We start from the raw sequence: 17344 nt of genomic DNA, 5'->3' as shown, positions 1-17344 counted from the left end.
CTGCGGCGGCTATACTTCAGGGTTACACCATTGCAGCGACGGCCCCGACCGGGCCGGAACGAGAGTTGATGAGCAGGCTGTTCAGAAGCGTCGAAGGCGGGGAGCTGTTCCCCAACGGAAGCGTGGTCTGTATCGGCGCATTCGACGGCCTCCACCTGGGCCACCGTGCGCTGGTACGCCACGCGGTTGCCCGCGCCCGTGCGCTGGGCGTGGCCGCAGTGGCCGTGGCATTCGAACCGTTGCCGCGTGAATTCTTTGCCCAGGGCACGCCGCCGCCGCGGCTGACCCTGGCACGCAGCAAGGTCGAGAGCCTGCGCGAACTCGGTGTCGATGCGATCGGCCTGCTGCGCTTCGACGCGGCAATGGCGGCGATGCCAGCCGAGACCTTCGTGCGCCAGCTGCTGGTGCACCGGCTTGCTGCCCGCGAAGTGTGGATCGGGCCGGAGTTCTGCTTCGGCAACCGTCGCCGCGGTGATCTGGCCCTGCTGCAGACGCTGGGTGGCGAGCTGGGCTTCAGTGCGGGCGAGATCGAGGCGGTCGACCTGCATGGCGAGCGCATTTCCAGCACCCGCATCCGCCAGCTGCTGCAGGCGGGTGATTTCGCCCGTGCCGGCGACCTGCTGGGCCGGCCCTACGCGATCAGCGGCCGGGTGGTGCGTGGGCGCCAGCTGGGCCGTACGCTGGGCTTCCCCACCGCCAACCTGCGATTCCCGAAGACCCCGGCGCTGTCGGGCATCTACGCGACCTGGGTGCACGGTGTGTTCGACCAGCCGTGGCCATCAGTGTCCAGCTTCGGCACGCGGCCGACGGTGGAGGGCGTGGAGCCGCTGCTGGAAGCCCACCTGTTCGATTTCCAGGGCGACCTGTACGGTCGACACATCGAAGTCGAATTCGTCGCCAAGCTGCGCGACGAAGAGAAATTCAATGATCTGGCGGCCCTGACCGACCAGATGCACCGCGACGCCGAGCAGGCGCGCGCCCTCCTTTCCGAACATAGATTGCGAGCCACTGCGTGAGCCAGGACTACAAGACCACCCTGAACCTGCCAGCCACCGAATTCCCGATGCGCGGCGACCTGCCCAAGCGCGAGCCGGGCATTCTGGCGCGGTGGGAAGAGCAGGGGCTCTACCAGCAGCTGCGCGACAACGCTGCCGGCCGCCCGCTGTTCGTGCTGCACGACGGCCCGCCGTACGCCAACGGCCGCATCCACCTGGGCCACGCAGTCAACAAGATCCTGAAGGACATCATCGTCAAGTCGCGCTACCTGGCCGGCTTTGATGCGCCCTACGTGCCGGGCTGGGACTGCCACGGCCTGCCGATCGAGATCGCGGTCGAGAAGAAATGGGGCAAGGTCGGTACCAAGCTTGACGCCGTGGCGTTCAGGCAGAAGTGCCGCGAGTTCGCCGAGGAGCAGATCGACATCCAGCGCGTGGACTTCAAGCGCTTGGGCGTGACCGGTGACTGGGACAACCCGTACAAGACGCTGAGCTTCGACTTCGAGGCCAACGAGATCCGCGCGCTGGCCAAGGTCGTGGCCAATGGCCACCTGGTGCGTGGCGCCAAGCCGGTGTACTGGTGCTTCGACTGTGGATCGGCGCTGGCCGAGGCCGAGATCGAATACCAGGAGAAGGAATCGCCGGCGATCGACGTGGCCTACGCCGCGCGTGATGCGCAGGCCATCGGCCAGGCGTTCGGCGTGAGCGTGCCGGCCGACGTCGAAGTGGCCGTGCCGATCTGGACCACCACCCCGTGGACGCTGCCGGCCTCGCTGGCGGTGTCGCTGGGTGCGGAGATCCAGTACGTGCTGGCCGAAGGCCCGGCGCACAACGGCAAGCGCCGTTGGCTGGTGCTGGCCGCCGCGCTGGCCGAGCGCGCGCTGCAGCGCTACGGCGTCGAGAGCGTGGTGCTGCACGGTGAAACCACCGGTGCGGCGCTGGAGAACCAGCTGCTGGCGCACCCGTTCTATCCAGAGCGCGACATCCCGCTGCTCAATGGCGACCACGTCTCCGACGAGGACGGTACCGGTGCCGTGCACACCGCCCCCGGCCATGGCCAGGAAGACTTCGTGGTCAGCCAGAAGTACGGCCTGCTGGACAAGTACAACGCCGGCCAGGTGACCCCGATCGACGGCCGTGGCGTGTACCTGGAATCGACCCCGCCAGCCGGTGACGTGGTGCTGGCCGGCCAGCACCTGTGGAAGGCACAGGAAGCCATCGTCGGCGTGCTGCGCGACAACGGCGCCCTGCTGGCGTTCCACCCGATCCGCCACAGCTACCCGCACTGCTGGCGACACAAGACGCCGGTGGTGTTCCGCGCCACCCCGCAGTGGTTCATCTCGATGGACAAGGCCAACCTGCGCAACGATGCGCTGGCCGCGATCGACACCGTCGGCTGGTTCCCGGCCTGGGGCAAGGCGCGCATCCAGAGCATGGTTGACGGTCGCCCGGACTGGACCATCTCGCGCCAGCGCACCTGGGGCGTGCCGATCGCACTGTTCACCCACCGCCAGACCGGCGAGATCCATCCGCGCTCGGTGGAGTTGATGCAGCAGGTTGCCGACCGCGTCGAAGCCGAGGGCATCGACGTGTGGTACTCGCTGGATGCCGCCGAACTGCTGGGCGCGGAAGCGGCCGACTACGAGAAGGTCACCGACATCCTCGACGTCTGGTTCGATTCGGGCGTGACCCATGAAGGCGTGCTCGCCGCGCGAGGCTTCGGCAAGCCGGCCGACCTGTACCTGGAAGGTTCCGACCAGCACCGCGGCTGGTTCCAGTCCTCGCTGCTGACCGGTGTGGCGATCGACAAGCGCGCCCCGTACAAGCAGTGCCTGACCCATGGTTTCACCGTGGACGAGCACGGCCGCAAGATGTCCAAGTCGCTGGGCAACGGCATCGAGCCGCAGGACATCATGAACAAGCTGGGCGCGGATATCCTGCGCCTGTGGATCGCCTCGGCCGACTACAGCAACGAAATGTCGCTGTCGCAGGAAATCCTCAAGCGCAACGCCGACGCCTACCGTCGCCTGCGCAATACCGCGCGCTTCCTGCTCGGCAACCTGGACGGCTTCGATCCGTCCCGGCACCTGCGTCCGCTCGACCAGATGGTCGCGCTGGACCGCTGGATCGTGCATCGTGCGTGGGAGCTGCAGGAGAAGATCAAGGCCGCCTATGACAGCTACAACATGGCCGAGATCGTGCAACTGCTGCTGAACTTCTGCAGCGTGGACCTGGGCTCTTTGTACCTGGACGTGACCAAGGACCGCCTGTACACGATGCCGACCGATTCGCACGGTCGCCGTTCGGCGCAGAGTGCGATGTACCACATCGCCGAAGCGTTCACCCGCTGGGTGGCGCCGATCCTGACCTTCACCGCCGACGAGCTGTGGGGCTACCTGCCGGGCGAGCATGCCGGCCACGTGCTATTCACCACCTGGTACGACGGCCTGGCGCCGCTGCCGGCCGATGCCCAGCTCAACGCCGCCGACTTTGACCAGCTGCTGGCCGTGCGCGAGCAGGTGGCAAAGGTGCTCGAGCCGATGCGGGCCAACGGCGCGATCGGTGCCGCGCTGGAAGCAGAAATCACCATTGCCGCCAGCGAGGAGCAGGCCGCGCGCTGGCAGCCGCTGGCCGATGAACTGCGTTTCCTGTTCATCAGCGGCGACGTGCAGGTGCGCCCGGCAACCACCGACGAGGTGTTCGTCAGCGCGCAGCCGACCACCAAGGCCAAGTGCGTGCGTTGCTGGCACCACCGCGCTGATGTCGGCAGCAATGCCGACCACCCGGAGCTGTGCGGTCGCTGCGTGAGCAACATCACCGGCGCCGGTGAAGTGCGGAGCTGGTTCTGATGGCCGCGCCGCGCCCGCATCCGAACGCCCTGGCCTGGCTGCTGCTGTCGGCGGCCATCATCGGCCTGGACCAGTGGTCCAAGGCCTGGGTCTTGTCGAGCCTGCCGGAATTCCAGCCGGTGGTGGTCATCGACGGCTTCTGGAACTGGTACCGCACCTACAATACCGGCGCCGCGTTCAGTTTCCTGAGCGACGCCGGTGGCTGGCAGAAGCATTTCTTCACCGCGCTGGCGATCGCCATCAGCGGCCTCATGGCCTGGTGGCTGCGCGGTACCGCCCGCGGCAACTGGAAGGCGGCGGTGCCGTATGCGCTGATCATCGGCGGCGCCATCGGCAACGTGATCGATCGCCAGGTGCACGGTCACGTGGTCGATTTCATCCAGTGGTACGTGGGCAGCTACACCTGGCCCTCGTTCAACATCGCTGATTCGGCCATCGTGGTCGGTGCCATCGGCATCGCCCTGTTTGGCCTGTTCGACGGCAAGTCCGCCAAAAAGGCGGATAATGCCAATCCGAAGCCGTAAGCCGGTCGCTGCCGGGAGATTGAACTGATGGATGTGCTGCTCGCCAACCCGCGTGGTTTCTGTGCCGGTGTCGATCGTGCGATCGAGATCGTCAAGCGCGCGATCGAAACGCTGGGCGCCCCCATCTATGTCCGCCATGAAGTGGTGCATAACCGCTTCGTGGTCGACGACCTGAAGCAGCGTGGCGCCATCTTCGTCGAAGAACTCGACGAAGTTCCCGACAACAACACAGTGATCTTCAGCGCGCATGGCGTGCCGCAAGCCGTGCGCCAGGAAGCCGAGCGCCGTGGCCTGAAGGTGTTCGACGCCACCTGCCCGCTGGTGACCAAGGTCCACTTCGAAGTCGCCCGCCACTGCCGTGCCGGCCGTGACGTAGTGCTGATCGGCCATGCCGGTCATCCGGAGGTGGAGGGCACCATGGGCCAGTGGAACCGCGAAGCCGGGACCGGCCAGATCTACCTGGTGGAGGATGTAGAGCAGGTCGCCACGCTGCAGATCAACCAGCCGGACAACGTCGCCTACACCACCCAGACCACGCTGTCGGTCGACGACACGCGCGGCATCATCGATGCGCTGCGCGAGCGCTTCCCGGCGATGCAGGGCCCGAAGAACGACGACATCTGCTACGCCACGCAGAACCGCCAGGATGCCGTGCGCGACCTGGCCAGGCGCTGCGACCTTGTGCTGGTGGTCGGCTCGCCGAACAGCTCCAACTCCAATCGCCTGAGCGAGCTGGCCCGCCGTGAAGGTGTCGAGTCATACCTGATCGACGGCGCGCACGAGATCAATCCGGCCTGGGTGGAAGGCAAGCAGCACATCGGCGTGACTGCCGGCGCCTCGGCACCGCAGGTGCTGGTCGATGGCGTGCTGGCGCGCCTGGCCGAGCTGGGTGCCACCGGCGTGGGTGAGCTGGATGGCGAACCGGAATCGATGGTGTTCGCGTTGCCGAAGGAATTGCGCCTGCGCCTGGTCGACTGACCCGGCCTGACTCTGGCGGGTGCGAACCTTGGTTCGCACGCTTTCTGGCATGCACGGATGGGCGCTCGCCCCATGACCTTTGGCCATGGGGCCCGGCACGCCACAGGCCTAGCATCGGAATATTCTCCGCTGTTGGAACCTGCCCGATGAAGACCCGTGCCTTGGCGATGTCGTTGCTGTTCGCGCTGGCAACCACGCCCGCGCTCGCACAGATTTCGCCGCCGGCCAACGCCACGGCGCCCGGCCTGCTGCGCATCGATGTGGATGCGCGCGATCTCGCTCGCCGCATCTTCAAGGTGACCGCCACCGTACCGGTCAAACCCGGTCCGATGACCCTGCTGTACCCGCAGTGGATTCCAGGCAACCATTCACCCACTGGCCCGATCGACAAACTGGCCGGCCTGCGTGTCACCGCCAACGGCAAGCCGCTGGCCTGGCAGCGCGACCAGTACAACGTCTATGCGTTCAAGGTGGACGTGCCCGAGGGCGTCAGCGAGATCGTCGCCCACTTCGATTTCCTGTCTTCGCAGGGTGGCAGCCAGGGTCGGGTGGTGATGACCCCCGAGATGCTCAACCTGCAATGGAATGCCAATTCGCTGTACCCGGCCGGCTTCGATGCGCGCCAGCTGCAGGCGCAGGCCCGCGTGACCCTGCCCAAGGGCTGGGCGTTCGCGACCGCACTGGAGACCGATCGCCGCGAGGGCGACACGGTGGTGTTCAAGCCGATCTCCTACGACCACCTGGTCGATTCACCGCTGTTTGCCGGCGAACATTACCAGCGCATCGACCTCGATCCGGGGGCGAAGGTGCCGGTCCACCTGAACGTCTTCGCCGACGATGCCAAGTCGCTGAAGCCCACCGAGGCGCAGATCAAGGCACATCGCGCGCTGGTGAAGCAGGCCGACAAGCTTTACGGCGCGCGTCACTACAACCACTATGAATTCCTGCTGGCCTTGACCGATCGTCTTGGTGGCATCGGCCTGGAGCATCACCGTTCCAGCGAGAACAGCGCCGACCCGGATTACTTCACCGAGTGGGACGACAACGCCTGGATGCGCGACCTGCTGCCGCACGAGTACACCCACTCCTGGAACGGCAAGTACCGTCGTGGCGCTGACCTGGCCACGGCCAACTTCAACGTGCCGATGGGCGACAGCCTGCTGTGGGTGTACGAAGGCCAGACCCAGTTCTGGGGCCAGGTGCTCGCCACGCGCTCAGGATTGTGGTCGGCCGATCAGGCGCGCGACATGCTGGCTAATGTGGCTGCCACCTACGATCGCGGCCGCCCGGGGCTGGCCTGGCGGCCGTTGCAGGACACCACCAACGACCCGACCATCGCCCAGCGCCGCACGTTGCCGTACCGCAACTACCAGATGAGCGAAGACTACTACTCCGGCGGCCAGATGCTGTGGCTGGAAGTGGAAGGCAAGCTGCGCGAACTGAGCGGCAACCGGCGCAGCCTGGATGACTTCGCGCGTGCGTTCTTCGGCACCGGCAACGGTGACTGGGACGTCAATCCCTATACCTTCGATGACGTGGTGGCGACGTTGAACGGTATCGCGCCGTACGACTGGGCGACGTTCCTGCGCGAGCGCCTGGACGGCCACGGCTCGTTGACCGGCGGCCTGGAACTGGCGGGCTGGAAGCTGGTCTACCGCGATACGCCGAACGACGCCTACAAGGCGCAGGAAAAGCGCGCCAAGGCGGCGTTGCTGGCGTACTCGCTGGGCGCGACCGTGCTCGACAGCGGCGTGGTCGGCGACGTGATCTGGGACAGCCCGGCGTTCAATGCCGGCTTGGCGCCAGGCATGAAGGTCATTGCCGTCGGTGGCCGCGAGTACAGCAGCCAGCGCTTGAAGGATGCGGTGGCTGTGGCGGCGAAGGACAAGGCGCCGATCGTGCTGCTGGTGAAGCAGTTCGACCGCATCGAAACCATGAACATCGACTACCACGGTGGCCTGCAGTACCCGGTGCTGGAGCGTATCGCCGGCAAGCCTGATCGCCTTGCGGAGCTGTGGAAAGCGCGATGAAACCGCGCGTGCTTGATGGCGTGATCCTGTTGATGGCGATCCTCGCCATCATCGGTGCGTTCCTGCACGGCGACGGGCGCTGGTTGCATTGGCTGGCCAAGCCCGCGACCACGCTGCTGATCGCGGCCATCGCCTGGCGGGTGCGTGATCCCGCGCAGCCGTTCTACCGGCGCGCGATACTGGCCGGCATGCTGCTGTCGTGCGTGGGCGATATCGCGCTGATGCTGCCGGTGGATGCGTTCCTGCCGGGGCTGGTTGCCTTCCTGCTGGCCCATGTCTGCTACATCGTGGCCTTCCGCGACGGCCTGCACGCGGGCCGTGGGCTGCTCGCTGCCGCCGCGCTGCCGGGCGCATTCGCCGTGCTCAACGTGATGGGGCTGTGGCCACATCTGCCGGCGCCGATGCGCGTGCCGGTGCTGGCATACGTGGTGGTGCTGGCATCGATGGCGGTGCTGGCCCTGGCACGTCACTGGCGCAGCCCGAAGCCGATGCCGTGGAAGCCAGCGGCGCCCGCTGGGCTGCCGCAGGTGCAGTGCTGTTCGTCGCCAGCGATTCGCTGCTGGCCTGGGACCGCTTCGCCGGAGGCCTGCCGCTGGCCAGCCTGCTGGTGTTGTCCACCTACTACGGCGCGCAGTACGCCATCGCCCGCTCGGTGCATAGCAAAATGGGGACGGAGGGGATTAAGTCGTAGACGGCACCACGGCATAAACGACTTAATTCCCTCCGTCCCCTTTTTGCGCCGACTATTGGAGGCTCGCCTCGCCGGAACGGCCCTGTGCGTCGAAAGAGAGTCGGACGGACTGGCGATCGCCGGCGACTTCGTCCGGCAGCCACACCAGGGTGCCACCCTTGCGCACGATCACATAGACGTGGCCGACTTCACCCGGTGTGCCCATCAATGCGTTGCGCTGTGCCTGCAGCGCCTGGGCAACGCGTGGCACCGCCTCGAAATCGATGTTGGCCAGCGCCGTGCTGCTGCGGCGCAATGTGATGCTGGGGGCGAAGCGCTGCGGATTGACCGGATCACCCTTGCGCCACTGGCCGTGCTCGAAGTGGTAGCTGTCGACGTGGGTTGGCTGCCGCGGATCGACCAGGTCCAGGTTGATGCGGCCATCGTCGTAGAAGTGGATGCTGTGGAACACCGTCAACCGATGCCCGGCCAGCGCCGGCAACTGCTCCAGTGCCTGGCGGGCGGCCAGCAGATAGGCGGCATCGAACAGGTGGTTGCGGCGTTCGGGAATCTCGGCCGGCTGCGGCTCGGCCTCTGTGGTGGAACCCACCGGATGGGACACCGGCTGGTCGCGCGGAGCCTGCTGCGAAACGAAGGGCGGCTGCCGGTCGGGCTCCACCGAATGGCCCAGGGTTTCGCCGATGGTCCGCAGCGCACCGCCGGACAAAGCTGCACCGGCCAGCACCAGCAGTACCAACGTGAACACTCCACGGGTGGACGGCGGCCGCTTCATATCCCCTCCAGGCGTACGTTGCCACGATCATCCGGGTCATACAGCAGTGTCACCTGTTCGCGCGGAATGCTGGCCAGATCGATCATCGGGATGAAGCGACGCACGCTGGCCTGCTGCACGCCCCCCTCGCGGTCGATGTACTCCAGCTGGAACTCCACCTGGGGTTGTTCATTGAGATAGGTGCCGGTCTGGCGCACCTTCAGCACCTTGGCCTCCACGCCGATGCCGCGGTACTTCAGCGCTTCGCCGCGGGCATCGGCCTGCAACACGCGGCCGAGCAGGCGCAGGCCCAGCGCGTAGCCGCACAGGACCAGCGGGCATACCAGCAGAGGGTGGGAGAAGGACAGGAAGGTCCAGCCCAGGCCCTCGCTCTGCAGCCGGTAGGCGAACACGTACGCGCTGGCAACCAAGATGGTGGCAATGACGCCGCCGATGCCCCGTCGCCACAGGCTGGCGATATCCAGCTCGGGTTGGGCGCCGTCGAGCACCACGTTGGGGTAGGCGCCAGGTGCGCGGCTGAGGCGGGCATCGATGTGGCGGCCGGTGCCGAAGCGCTGCAGCTGTGGCTTGCTGTCGATCACCAGCAACTGCTCGTTGATCGGCGTGCCGGACAGGTTCCGGAAGGACAGCTGCAGCTTCCATTGCGCGAAACCGCGGACATGCACGCCGGTCTGCTCGGCCTGCGTGATCAGTGCGTTGCGCGGTTCACCCTCGGTGAGGATCGAACGTACCCGGTGCAGGGCGCGCACCGGGCCCAGCAGCAGGTAGTGCAGGAAGGCGAGCAGCAGCGCCAGCCACAGGATCAACGACAGCGCGAGCAGCAGCAGTGCCAGCCATGGCGCGCTGCGGTCGGCCAGTTGCACCGGCCACGACGTGCCGAAGTAGAGGATGCAGGGGAAGGGCAACGCGAAGAACAGCAGGAACGCGCCCCAGAACCAGAGATAGGCCTTCATGGGGTGGTGGGGGACCGATGGAACAGGGGGCGTAGGGTACTACGCTCAGCGGACCTGCAGGGTCAGCAGGAAGTAGCGGCCGAGCGGATCGTCCAGCCCTGGCATCTGGCCACCGTTGCCGACCAGATAGTTCACCGGCTGCGTGTCGAGCACGTTGTGCACGTCCAGCGCGGCGACCACGCGCGGCCCCAGCCGCCGTGCGAGATGCAGGTTCCAACGCAGCTGGCGGGGATTCATGCAATGGTTCTGCTCACGCTGGTCCTCCGGGCATTCCGCGCCGGGCAGCCAGGCGCGTGTGTGTCCCACCTGGTTGCCGCGCAGGGCGATGTCCCAGTTGCTGTTCTGCCACTGTACGTTGAGCACGGCGGCCATCGCCGGGGTGGCATGGCCGCGCAGGTCCACCGATGCATCATGTCCACGCTCGCGGCGCAGTTCCTGCTGCTTCAGTGCATCAAGCGAGAACAGCCACTGGCCGCTGCTGCCGGCGTCGACGCGGTACTCACCACGCAACACCCAGTTGCGCGACGTGGTGCGGCCGATGTTGTCGAAGGACAGGCGCAGGTTGTACAGGCGGCCGTCCTCGTCCAGCTCCCAGGTGCTGCGGTTCCACACCGCGTCAGCCGGTTGCAGGGCCAGGATCTCGTTGCGCAGTTCGACGACATTGTGGGTCAGTGACAGCGAGAACGCATCGGTCGGCGTCCAGGTCGCGGCCAGTGAATGGCTGCTCGATCGCTCGGCCTTCAATGCTCCGTTCTCCACCACGTCCACGGTGACGCTGCAGCGTCCATCGCCGGTGCTCTGCGCGCACTCGGGCAGCGCACTGGAAGTGGGCAGCTCGATCGCCCCGAAATAGCCCGGTGGCCGCCGCTGCTCGAACAGGCTGGGTGCACGGTAGCCACGCCCACTGGCAAGCAGGAATGACCATTGCGGCGCAGGACTCCACCGCACGCCAATCCGGGGCGAGAAGGCCTGGTAATCGCCATCGTGATCCCAGCGTGCTGCCAGGTCCATGCGCAGCGTGTGCGCCAGTGGCAGGCCGAGTTCGGCGTAGGCCCCGCCACTTCGGCGCGACAGGTGGCGCTGTTCCTGTGGCAGGCCCAGCGCCAGGTCACCTTGGCTCAGCAGTGCGTCGGGATGCGACGTCCAGCGTTCCTGGCGCAGGTCGACGCCGGTGGCCAGCTGCGCGGCACCGCCGGCCAACGGCATCAACTCGCGTTGCATGCCCCACCAGCCCTGCCACTGCTCGGTACGCCCGCGGTTGCGGATCGACGGGAACAGCTGCCCGGCCGCGTCTGCGGGCAGCGAGGTGAAGCCAGGCAGGAAATCCAGCGTCTCCGCCGCGCGCAGCAGGGGTTCGGCACGCACCGTGCCCGACGTGGTGAGGGTGACATCGCTGCGCTGTGCGCTGATCCCGGCCTCCCAGCTGCGCCGTCCCTGGTCGCGGCCGATGCCGAAGGTGACGTCGGCATCGGTGGCACGCACATGCGGACGCACGTTGCCGGCTTCGCGCAGCACGGTGTTGAACGTGAATCCATAAAGGCCGATGGCAACGGCGGTCGGGCCGAGGTCGAAGCGTTGCCGGTTGTGGCTGGCCCGCGCCTCGGCGTAGGCATAGCGACCTTCGCCGCGCTCATGCCGATAGCGCAGGTACGCCGCGCCGGTGTCCGAGGCCGGTTGCAGCGAGCGCGGGCGCGCGCTGTCGAACCAGCAGGCACCGTCGCGCCGTTGCAATGGCCCTTCGCAGCGCTTTGCCGGCCAGTAGCGTCCATCGCGGAAGGCACCGATCAGGTACTGCGAGGTCTCCGCGTGCCATTCGCGGCGATCACCGGCCACGTGGTCGATACGGTGCAGGTCGATGCCGGCGAACCAGCGGTCTCCACCATCGCGCAGGCCGCCGGCGGCCGCCTGCAGGCGATACTGGCCGGCGTCGCCGCGCCCGCTCAGGCCGGTCTGCAGCATGGCTTCAGGGCCGTCAGCCTGGTCACGCAGGATGATGTTGACCACGCCGGACATCGCGTCGGCACCATAGATGGCCGAGGCGCCGCCGCGCACCAGTTCGATGCGGTCGACGAAGCTGAGCGGGATCCCGCCCAGGTCGGTGAGCCCACCCTGTTCCAGCGACACCATGGGATAGCGTGGCAGGCGCCGGCCATTGACCAGGAACAAGGTCGCGCGCGGGCCCATGCCGTCCAGGCTGGTGGTGGTCGCCGCACCCACCGGCAGATACTGCGAATCGCCACTGCGAGAGGTACTCATCGCCGGATGGCCGTTCATGCCCGGCAAGTGCCGCAGCAGGTCGAACAGGCTGCCGTAGCCGCTGCGCAGGATGTCATCGCGGTCGATGATGGTCACCGGCAGCGTCGTCTGCACGGAGCTGCGCGGCAGCCGGCTGCCGGTAACGTGGATCGGCGCCAGTTCCACCTGCGGAGGCGTCTCGGCCGCCCTGGGGGGCGACGGCGCTGCGGGCAGGGTACGCGCCGCGACCGGCGGCGATGGCGGCAGGGGGCGGGTGCGGCGGACGACGAATCCGCCGGAGGGGGTGCGCAGGATGTTCACCGGCATGCCGGCGACCAGTTCCTTCAGGGCTGCGGCCGCGTCGCTGTGGCCCCGGGTGCCGGAGGTGCGAAGGCCATCCAGTTCGCGCGCGTCGAACACCAGGGCAATGCCACTCTGTCGCGCCCACTGCTGCAGGGCCGGAGCCAGTGGGCCTGCACCCACATGGAAAGTGAGGGTGCCGGCCTGTTCGGCTGCAACTGCGGACGGCAGTGCGGCGATGCTCAGCACGCAGCAGAACAGGGTGCTGAGCAGCCCCGCCTGCAGCGCGCCCGGTACTGCCATCGCCGCAGGCCTCGTCAGTACGTGCGGCGCAGTTCCAGCGCGCCATCCGGTCGCGTCTGGCCAGCCACCGACCAGCCCAGTTCCAGTGCCGACAGCAGTTCCTGTGCGTCGCCGGCACGGAAGGTGCCACTCACCGCCAGGCTGGCGATCTCGGGATCGGCGATCACCATCGGCGTGCGGCCGTAGCGGTTCATGCGTTCGACCACGATCGACAGCGGCGTGGCATCGAACACCAGCTGCCCCTGCAACCAGCCTTCGGCAGCGGCATTGGACGATAGTGCCGGGCCGGGCTGGATGCGGCCCGATGGCAGCACCTGCAACTGCTGGCCGGGTGACAGGGTGTGCTGGGCACCGCCATTGCTGACTTCCACCGCACCTTCCAGCAGTGCGACTTCGACCAGGCCGTCGTGCAGCCGTTCCACCTGGAAGGTGGTCCCGATGTCGCGGATGATGCTGTCGCCGGCACGCAGCTGCAGCGCCTTGCTGGAGGGCGCGACCTGCAGCTGCAGGCGGCCACGTTCCAGCGCCAGGTTGCGGTGGCGCCAGCCGAAACGCACGTGCAGGGTGGTGCCGGCATCGAGTGTGGCCACGCTGCCATCGGCCAGCGTCTGTTGCCGGGGCTGGTGGGAATCATTGGCATAGCGCAGCGGCGTGGGGTTGCCGTCGACGGCGACCATCCAGCCGATCCCGATGGCCAGGCAGACACCGGCGGCGACGGCCAGCGCCGGCAGCCAGCGGCGCCGTACCGGCGGCCGCGCCACGCGCGCCGCGGCGGTGCGCAGCCACGGGTCGGTGGCCAATCCTTCGCCCTGCTGGAACAGGGTTTCGGCCTGGATCCAGGCGCTGACATGGGCCGGGTCTTCAGCCAGCCAGTCCTCGAACTGCTCGCGCTCGCCCGGCGTACAGTCGGGGGCTTCCAGCCGCGCCACCCAGGCGCTGGCGCGTTCAAACAACAGGGTGTCTTCCCTGGGCCTGGCGTGACTCATCCGTTGTCCCTGTCGTTGTGCAGCGGATCCGATCCGAGTTCCTGGCGCAGGCCCTGCAGGGCACGGGCGATATGTTTTTCCACGGTCTTGGCGGTAATGCCACAGTGCCGCGCGATCTGCGTGTAGCTCATGCCGGTGATCCGGTTGAGCAGGTACACCTCGCGCGCGCGCTCGGGCAGCTTGAACAGGGCCTGCCGCAGCAGGGACAGCATCTGCCCGGACTCGGCCTGGCGCAATGGATCGGGCGACGTGCTTGAAGGCTCGTTGCCACCATCGTGTTCGGCCAGGGGCAGATGCGGCCGCGACTGCGACGAACGGCCACGGTCTGCCAGGCGGTTGCGGGCGATACGATACAGCAGCAACCGCAGCTCGTCGGCACTGTGCGCGCGATAGCGGATCAGCCGTTCCATGCAGTCCTGCGCGATGTCCTCGGCATCCTCCGGCCCAACACCGCGCGTGCGCAGGAAGGCGCACAACGGCGCACGTTCTTCCCGTACGAACGCAATGAACGCGTCCGCCGGCACGGACAGGTCCGGCGCGCGATGGATCAGAGGAGAGGGGGCGGACAGGGCTGGCCTCGGGCGTCGGTGGCGGGTGCGCCTTCGAGTTTTACGCGACGATGACCGGATGGGGAAGAGTGTGCGTTGCCCATGATTACATTGTGAATGCATTCATGTTTTGCGGGCCGATGTGCTGGGGGAGATCGCGTCGCCCCGACGTTGAACTCCTGACCCGTGTGTTGCGGGCGGAGAGAGAACACATGAAGCATTCGAAGTTGAGCGTGGCCCTCGCGGGCCTGATGGGCATCACCGCCATGGCGGCGATTGATGACGTCATGGCAATGAATTATCACGTGCAGGACGATCGCGTTTTCCTCAGCGGCGGGGTCACCGTCGCCGACGTGGTGGCGCTGCCTGCGCTGCTGGCCAAGGCGCAGGCCGAAGGGCGCCCGATCCGCGAAGTGGTGCTGCGCACGTCCAACGGTGGCGCGCTGATCGCCGGCGAGTGGCTGCAGGCGGTGATCCGTACCCAGGGCCTGGACACCATTGTGTCCGGCCACTGCATCTCGTCCTGCTCGATCATGCAGTCCGGCGGTGTCAATCGCTACCTAGGCGGTGATCTGCCGCTGGTCGACTCGGTGCAGATCCATGCCGCCAGCAGCGGCGGCAGGATCACCTATGCGCCGTCGGCACGCATGGCCCGGATCTATACCGGCAACTACGGTGGTGGCATGGACGCGGGCCTGCTGCACAAAGCCATGTATGAGGTGGTGCAGCCCAATGGCCTGCTGGTTCCGCGATCCGGCGCGCACCACGGGTACGTCGGTCACGTTCGACCCGGATGGCAGCGGCAGCAAGCTGGAGTCGTTCCAGGGCCAGGACATCCGCGGCAACAACATCATCACCGCCGCCGGTTACCACGATCCGGGCGACACACTTCGTGTCACCAGCAACGTCAGTGGTGACATCAACCCGGGCTACCTGCGCACCGCGCGCCAGCTGCAGGCCTTCGTCGATGACGATTTCGCGCGCTGGAACACCGATTGGGCCAGCACCTACATCAACTACGCGGTGAGCCTGTACAACGTCTCCACACGGGGGCCGAATGGCATCGGCGCGCAGTCGTTGCAGCAGCTGCTCGCCGATCCGGAGATCCAGGATGAGCTGCGCGGCCAGCTGCGGCTTGCCGATCTGGATGCCTCGGCCCTGGCCAGTTCGGCCGGCGTGATCCGCGTCAGCAATGGCGCCACCTGGCGCACCGCGGAAACCACCGGCGCCGATTTCATGCTGGTCGATGACGCCACCATCGCACTGGAGGGTGGCGCGCTGCGCACCCCCGAGCTGCGGGTGATGCCGGGCGGCATCGTGGTTGGGCACGGCGATATTGCATCGGTCGGCACCGACAGCGATGCGCTGCTGGAGGGCACCGGCCCGTCCTATCGCGAAGACGGCTTCAACCGACTGCGGGTGTTCGGCACGCTGATGCCGCGCGGCGGTGATCTGGTGACCCACGGTTACGTCAACATCATGCCCGGCGGGCAGGTGCTGTTCGATGTTACCGAAGCCGGTGGTGCCGGCAGTGGCCGCCTGCGCGTCGGCAGCTTCTACGATGGCGGCGCGGAGGAGGGCGCGCTGGTGATCGCGCAGGGCGCACACCTCGCGTTGAACGTAGCCCAGGGCTTCTATCCCGGTGCCTACCGCCGCGAGCTGGTGGAAGGGCCGATCTACCAGGGCGGTTTCCAGGATGTCGTGCGGCTGGGTGATGCCGGCTACAGCGCCAGCATCACGGCAGGCGAAGTGTTCCGCCCACGGCACAACTCGCTGCTCAGCTTCAACGTCAGCCAGACCGCCGATGGCCTGTGGCTGACCGCCAACCCGGGCTTCGACCAGATGGGCCTGTTCGCCAACGGCATCTCCGGCGACGGCCTGGGGCGTGCGCTGGCTGCCGCATCCGACCGCCAGGACAGCGGCCTGAAGCCGCTGCTCGGCGCGCTGCAGTTCGCCGACCGTGATGTCATTGCGCAGCAGGCCGGCGCCCTGCGTGGTGATGCACATGCCAGCCTGCGCCTGGCCGACAACGCACTGCTGGGCAGCATCGGCAACGTGGTGCAGCAGCACCAGACCGCGATGCGCAGTGGCGGTGACGCCGATGGCCTGGCCGCGCAGGCGGCACAGTCGGTGTCGGCGCAGCCGGGCATGCGCCACGGCAGTCTGTTCAACCAGCTGGCCATGCATCTGGTCGAACCGGCGGGCGAGGCTGCCGGCGGCAGCCCTGGGGGGGATCGTGGTCATGGCCTGTGGGCACGCGGCTTCGCCAGCCATGGCCGCATCGACGCCGACGGCGGCGTAGCCGGCCTGAGCCACACCATCGGTGGCATCGTGGTCGGTGCCGACACCCGCGTGGCCGATGACCGCGTGACCCTCGGCGTCAGCGTGGCCGCGGCCGACATGTCGACCAAGGCCAGCGACGGCTCCGGCTTCAGTGGCGACGTGCGCGCGCTGGATGTGGGCGGCTACGTGGATGCGACCTATTCGCGGGGCTACCTGTCGGCGGCGGTGCGCTACACCGACCTGCGCCACGACACCCGCCGCAGCCTGTCGGCCATCGAGGGCCTGCAGCAGCCGCTGCGCGCCCGATACAGCAACGATGCGATCTCGGCACGAGTGGAGCATGCATTCTCGTTCGCCACTGGAAAGGGCCTGGTGATCCAGCCGCTGCTGCCGGTGGTGGACTACGCACGGACCTCGGCCGCCCGTTTCAACGAAGGGCAGGGCGCCGGTGCGCTGGTGGGACGCAGCGGCAGCCTGGAGAGCATCCGTGCCGGTGCCGGGCTGCAGGTGTTCAAGACGTTCGAGGGCAACAACGGCGAGCGCATCACCCCGCGCGCGCGCGTGGTCTGGCAGAAGGAGCTGGGCGATGCGCAGGCGCGCTACAGCACCGGCTTCGCCGCGGCCCCGGACCTGGTGTTTGGTGTCAGCAGCCAGGCCGTGGGCGAGCAGCTGTTGGCCTGGAACGTGGGCGTGACCAGCCGCGCCAGCGAGCGCCTGTCGATCATGGCCGACTACGTCGGTGAGCGCCGCAGCGGGCAGATCCAGAATGGCGTGATGCTGGGCCTGGGCTATCGGTTCTAAGCGGTACTTGGCCCCGGCGATATCGATATCGCCGGGGTCATCCCATCAGGACAGGAGCTGCGGTATGGTCGGCAGGAACTCCCGCCAGGCGCCTCC

At 67.4% G+C, this 17344-nt stretch carries 10 protein-coding genes and 2 pseudogenes; 7 read left to right on the top strand and 5 right to left on the bottom strand.

The annotated features are described in order from the left end of the window. The first annotated feature begins 68 nt into the window (after positions 1 to 68). The 6 genes and pseudogenes from A9K58_RS03455 to A9K58_RS03430 all read left to right on the top strand — a co-directional run bounded on the left by A9K58_RS03455 (position 69) and on the right by A9K58_RS03430 (position 8067). Positions 69 to 1016: a bifunctional riboflavin kinase/FAD synthetase gene (locus A9K58_RS03455; RefSeq protein WP_065198000.1), complete on the top strand. Its 948-nt coding sequence runs from the start codon at positions 69 to 71 to the stop codon at positions 1014 to 1016. Beyond that, the gene (ileS, locus tag A9K58_RS03450) at positions 1013 to 3844 is read left to right on the top strand and encodes an isoleucine--tRNA ligase (protein ID WP_065197999.1); all 2832 of its coding nucleotides are present in this window, start codon (positions 1013 to 1015) and stop codon (positions 3842 to 3844) included. The genes A9K58_RS03455 and ileS overlap by 4 nt, the downstream gene beginning before the upstream one ends. Beyond that, positions 3844 to 4368, top strand: coding sequence for a signal peptidase II (gene lspA / locus A9K58_RS03445; protein ID WP_065197998.1), 525 nt, complete (start codon positions 3844 to 3846; stop codon positions 4366 to 4368). The genes ileS and lspA overlap by 1 nt, the downstream gene beginning before the upstream one ends. A 27-nt stretch (positions 4369 to 4395) precedes the next feature. Further along, positions 4396 to 5346, top strand: coding sequence for a 4-hydroxy-3-methylbut-2-enyl diphosphate reductase (gene ispH / locus A9K58_RS03440; RefSeq protein ID WP_065197997.1), 951 nt, complete (start codon positions 4396 to 4398; stop codon positions 5344 to 5346). A 146-nt stretch (positions 5347 to 5492) separates the two neighbouring features. Next, the gene (locus tag A9K58_RS03435; protein ID WP_065197996.1) at positions 5493 to 7376 is read left to right on the top strand and encodes a M61 family metallopeptidase; all 1884 of its coding nucleotides are present in this window, start codon (positions 5493 to 5495) and stop codon (positions 7374 to 7376) included. Next, positions 7373 to 8067: pseudogene (locus A9K58_RS03430) on the top strand (lysoplasmalogenase). Before A9K58_RS03435 ends, A9K58_RS03430 begins: the two are co-directional and overlap by 4 nt. Positions 8068 to 8119: 52 nt before the next feature. Here A9K58_RS03430 and A9K58_RS03425 read toward each other — a convergent pair. Genes A9K58_RS03425 through A9K58_RS03405 form a run of 5 tightly spaced genes read right to left on the bottom strand, consistent with a single transcriptional unit; the run spans position 8120 to position 14140 of the window. Next, the gene (locus A9K58_RS03425) at positions 8120 to 8839 is read right to left on the bottom strand and encodes a hypothetical protein (protein ID WP_065197995.1); all 720 of its coding nucleotides are present in this window, start codon (positions 8837 to 8839) and stop codon (positions 8120 to 8122) included. After that, positions 8836 to 9792 carry a hypothetical protein gene (locus A9K58_RS03420; protein WP_065197994.1) on the bottom strand — a complete coding sequence of 319 codons (957 nt, stop codon included), beginning with the start codon at positions 9790 to 9792 and terminating at the stop codon, positions 8836 to 8838. Before A9K58_RS03420 ends, A9K58_RS03425 begins: the two co-directional genes overlap by 4 nt. A 45-nt stretch (positions 9793 to 9837) precedes the next feature. Further along, positions 9838 to 12630 (bottom strand): TonB-dependent receptor plug domain-containing protein, encoded by a 2793-nt coding sequence (locus tag A9K58_RS03415; RefSeq protein ID WP_065197993.1) that lies wholly within the window; start codon positions 12628 to 12630, stop codon positions 9838 to 9840. A 14-nt stretch (positions 12631 to 12644) separates the two neighbouring features. Continuing rightward, the gene (locus tag A9K58_RS03410) at positions 12645 to 13616 is read right to left on the bottom strand and encodes a FecR family protein (protein WP_065197992.1); all 972 of its coding nucleotides are present in this window, start codon (positions 13614 to 13616) and stop codon (positions 12645 to 12647) included. Next, positions 13613 to 14140 carry an RNA polymerase sigma factor gene (locus A9K58_RS03405; RefSeq protein WP_081283964.1) on the bottom strand — a complete coding sequence of 176 codons (528 nt, stop codon included), beginning with the start codon at positions 14138 to 14140 and terminating at the stop codon, positions 13613 to 13615. Before A9K58_RS03405 ends, A9K58_RS03410 begins: the two co-directional genes overlap by 4 nt. Before the next feature lie 236 nt (positions 14141 to 14376). Here A9K58_RS03405 and A9K58_RS03400 point away from each other — a divergent pair. Next, positions 14377 to 17248 (top strand): annotated as a pseudogene (locus A9K58_RS03400) (autotransporter domain-containing protein). The last annotated feature ends 96 nt before the right edge of the window (positions 17249 to 17344 follow it).

Origin of the sequence: Stenotrophomonas maltophilia (assembly GCF_001676385.1) — a bacterium.
In the GTDB taxonomy this organism is placed as follows: Bacteria; Pseudomonadota; Gammaproteobacteria; order Xanthomonadales; family Xanthomonadaceae; genus Stenotrophomonas; species Stenotrophomonas maltophilia_J.
The sequence above is the reverse complement of the archived record's forward strand: the minus strand, read 5'-3'. Positions and strand labels throughout refer to the sequence as shown.

Excerpts from the sequence above, each read along its gene's own strand:
- A9K58_RS03455 (WP_065198000.1), top strand. The coding sequence starts at position 69 with ATGAGCAGGCTGTTCAGAAGCGTCGAAGGCGGGGAGCTGTTCCCCAAC.
- lspA (WP_065197998.1), top strand. The coding sequence starts at position 3,844 with ATGGCCGCGCCGCGCCCGCATCCGAACGCCCTGGCCTGGCTGCTGCTG.
- ispH (WP_065197997.1), top strand. The coding sequence starts at position 4,396 with ATGGATGTGCTGCTCGCCAACCCGCGTGGTTTCTGTGCCGGTGTCGAT.
- A9K58_RS03435 (WP_065197996.1), top strand. The coding sequence starts at position 5,493 with ATGAAGACCCGTGCCTTGGCGATGTCGTTGCTGTTCGCGCTGGCAACC.
- A9K58_RS03425 (WP_065197995.1), bottom strand. The coding sequence starts at position 8,839 with ATGAAGCGGCCGCCGTCCACCCGTGGAGTGTTCACGTTGGTACTGCTG.
- A9K58_RS03420 (WP_065197994.1), bottom strand. The coding sequence starts at position 9,792 with ATGAAGGCCTATCTCTGGTTCTGGGGCGCGTTCCTGCTGTTCTTCGCG.
- A9K58_RS03415 (WP_065197993.1), bottom strand. The coding sequence starts at position 12,630 with ATGGCAGTACCGGGCGCGCTGCAGGCGGGGCTGCTCAGCACCCTGTTC.
- A9K58_RS03410 (WP_065197992.1), bottom strand. The coding sequence starts at position 13,616 with ATGAGTCACGCCAGGCCCAGGGAAGACACCCTGTTGTTTGAACGCGCC.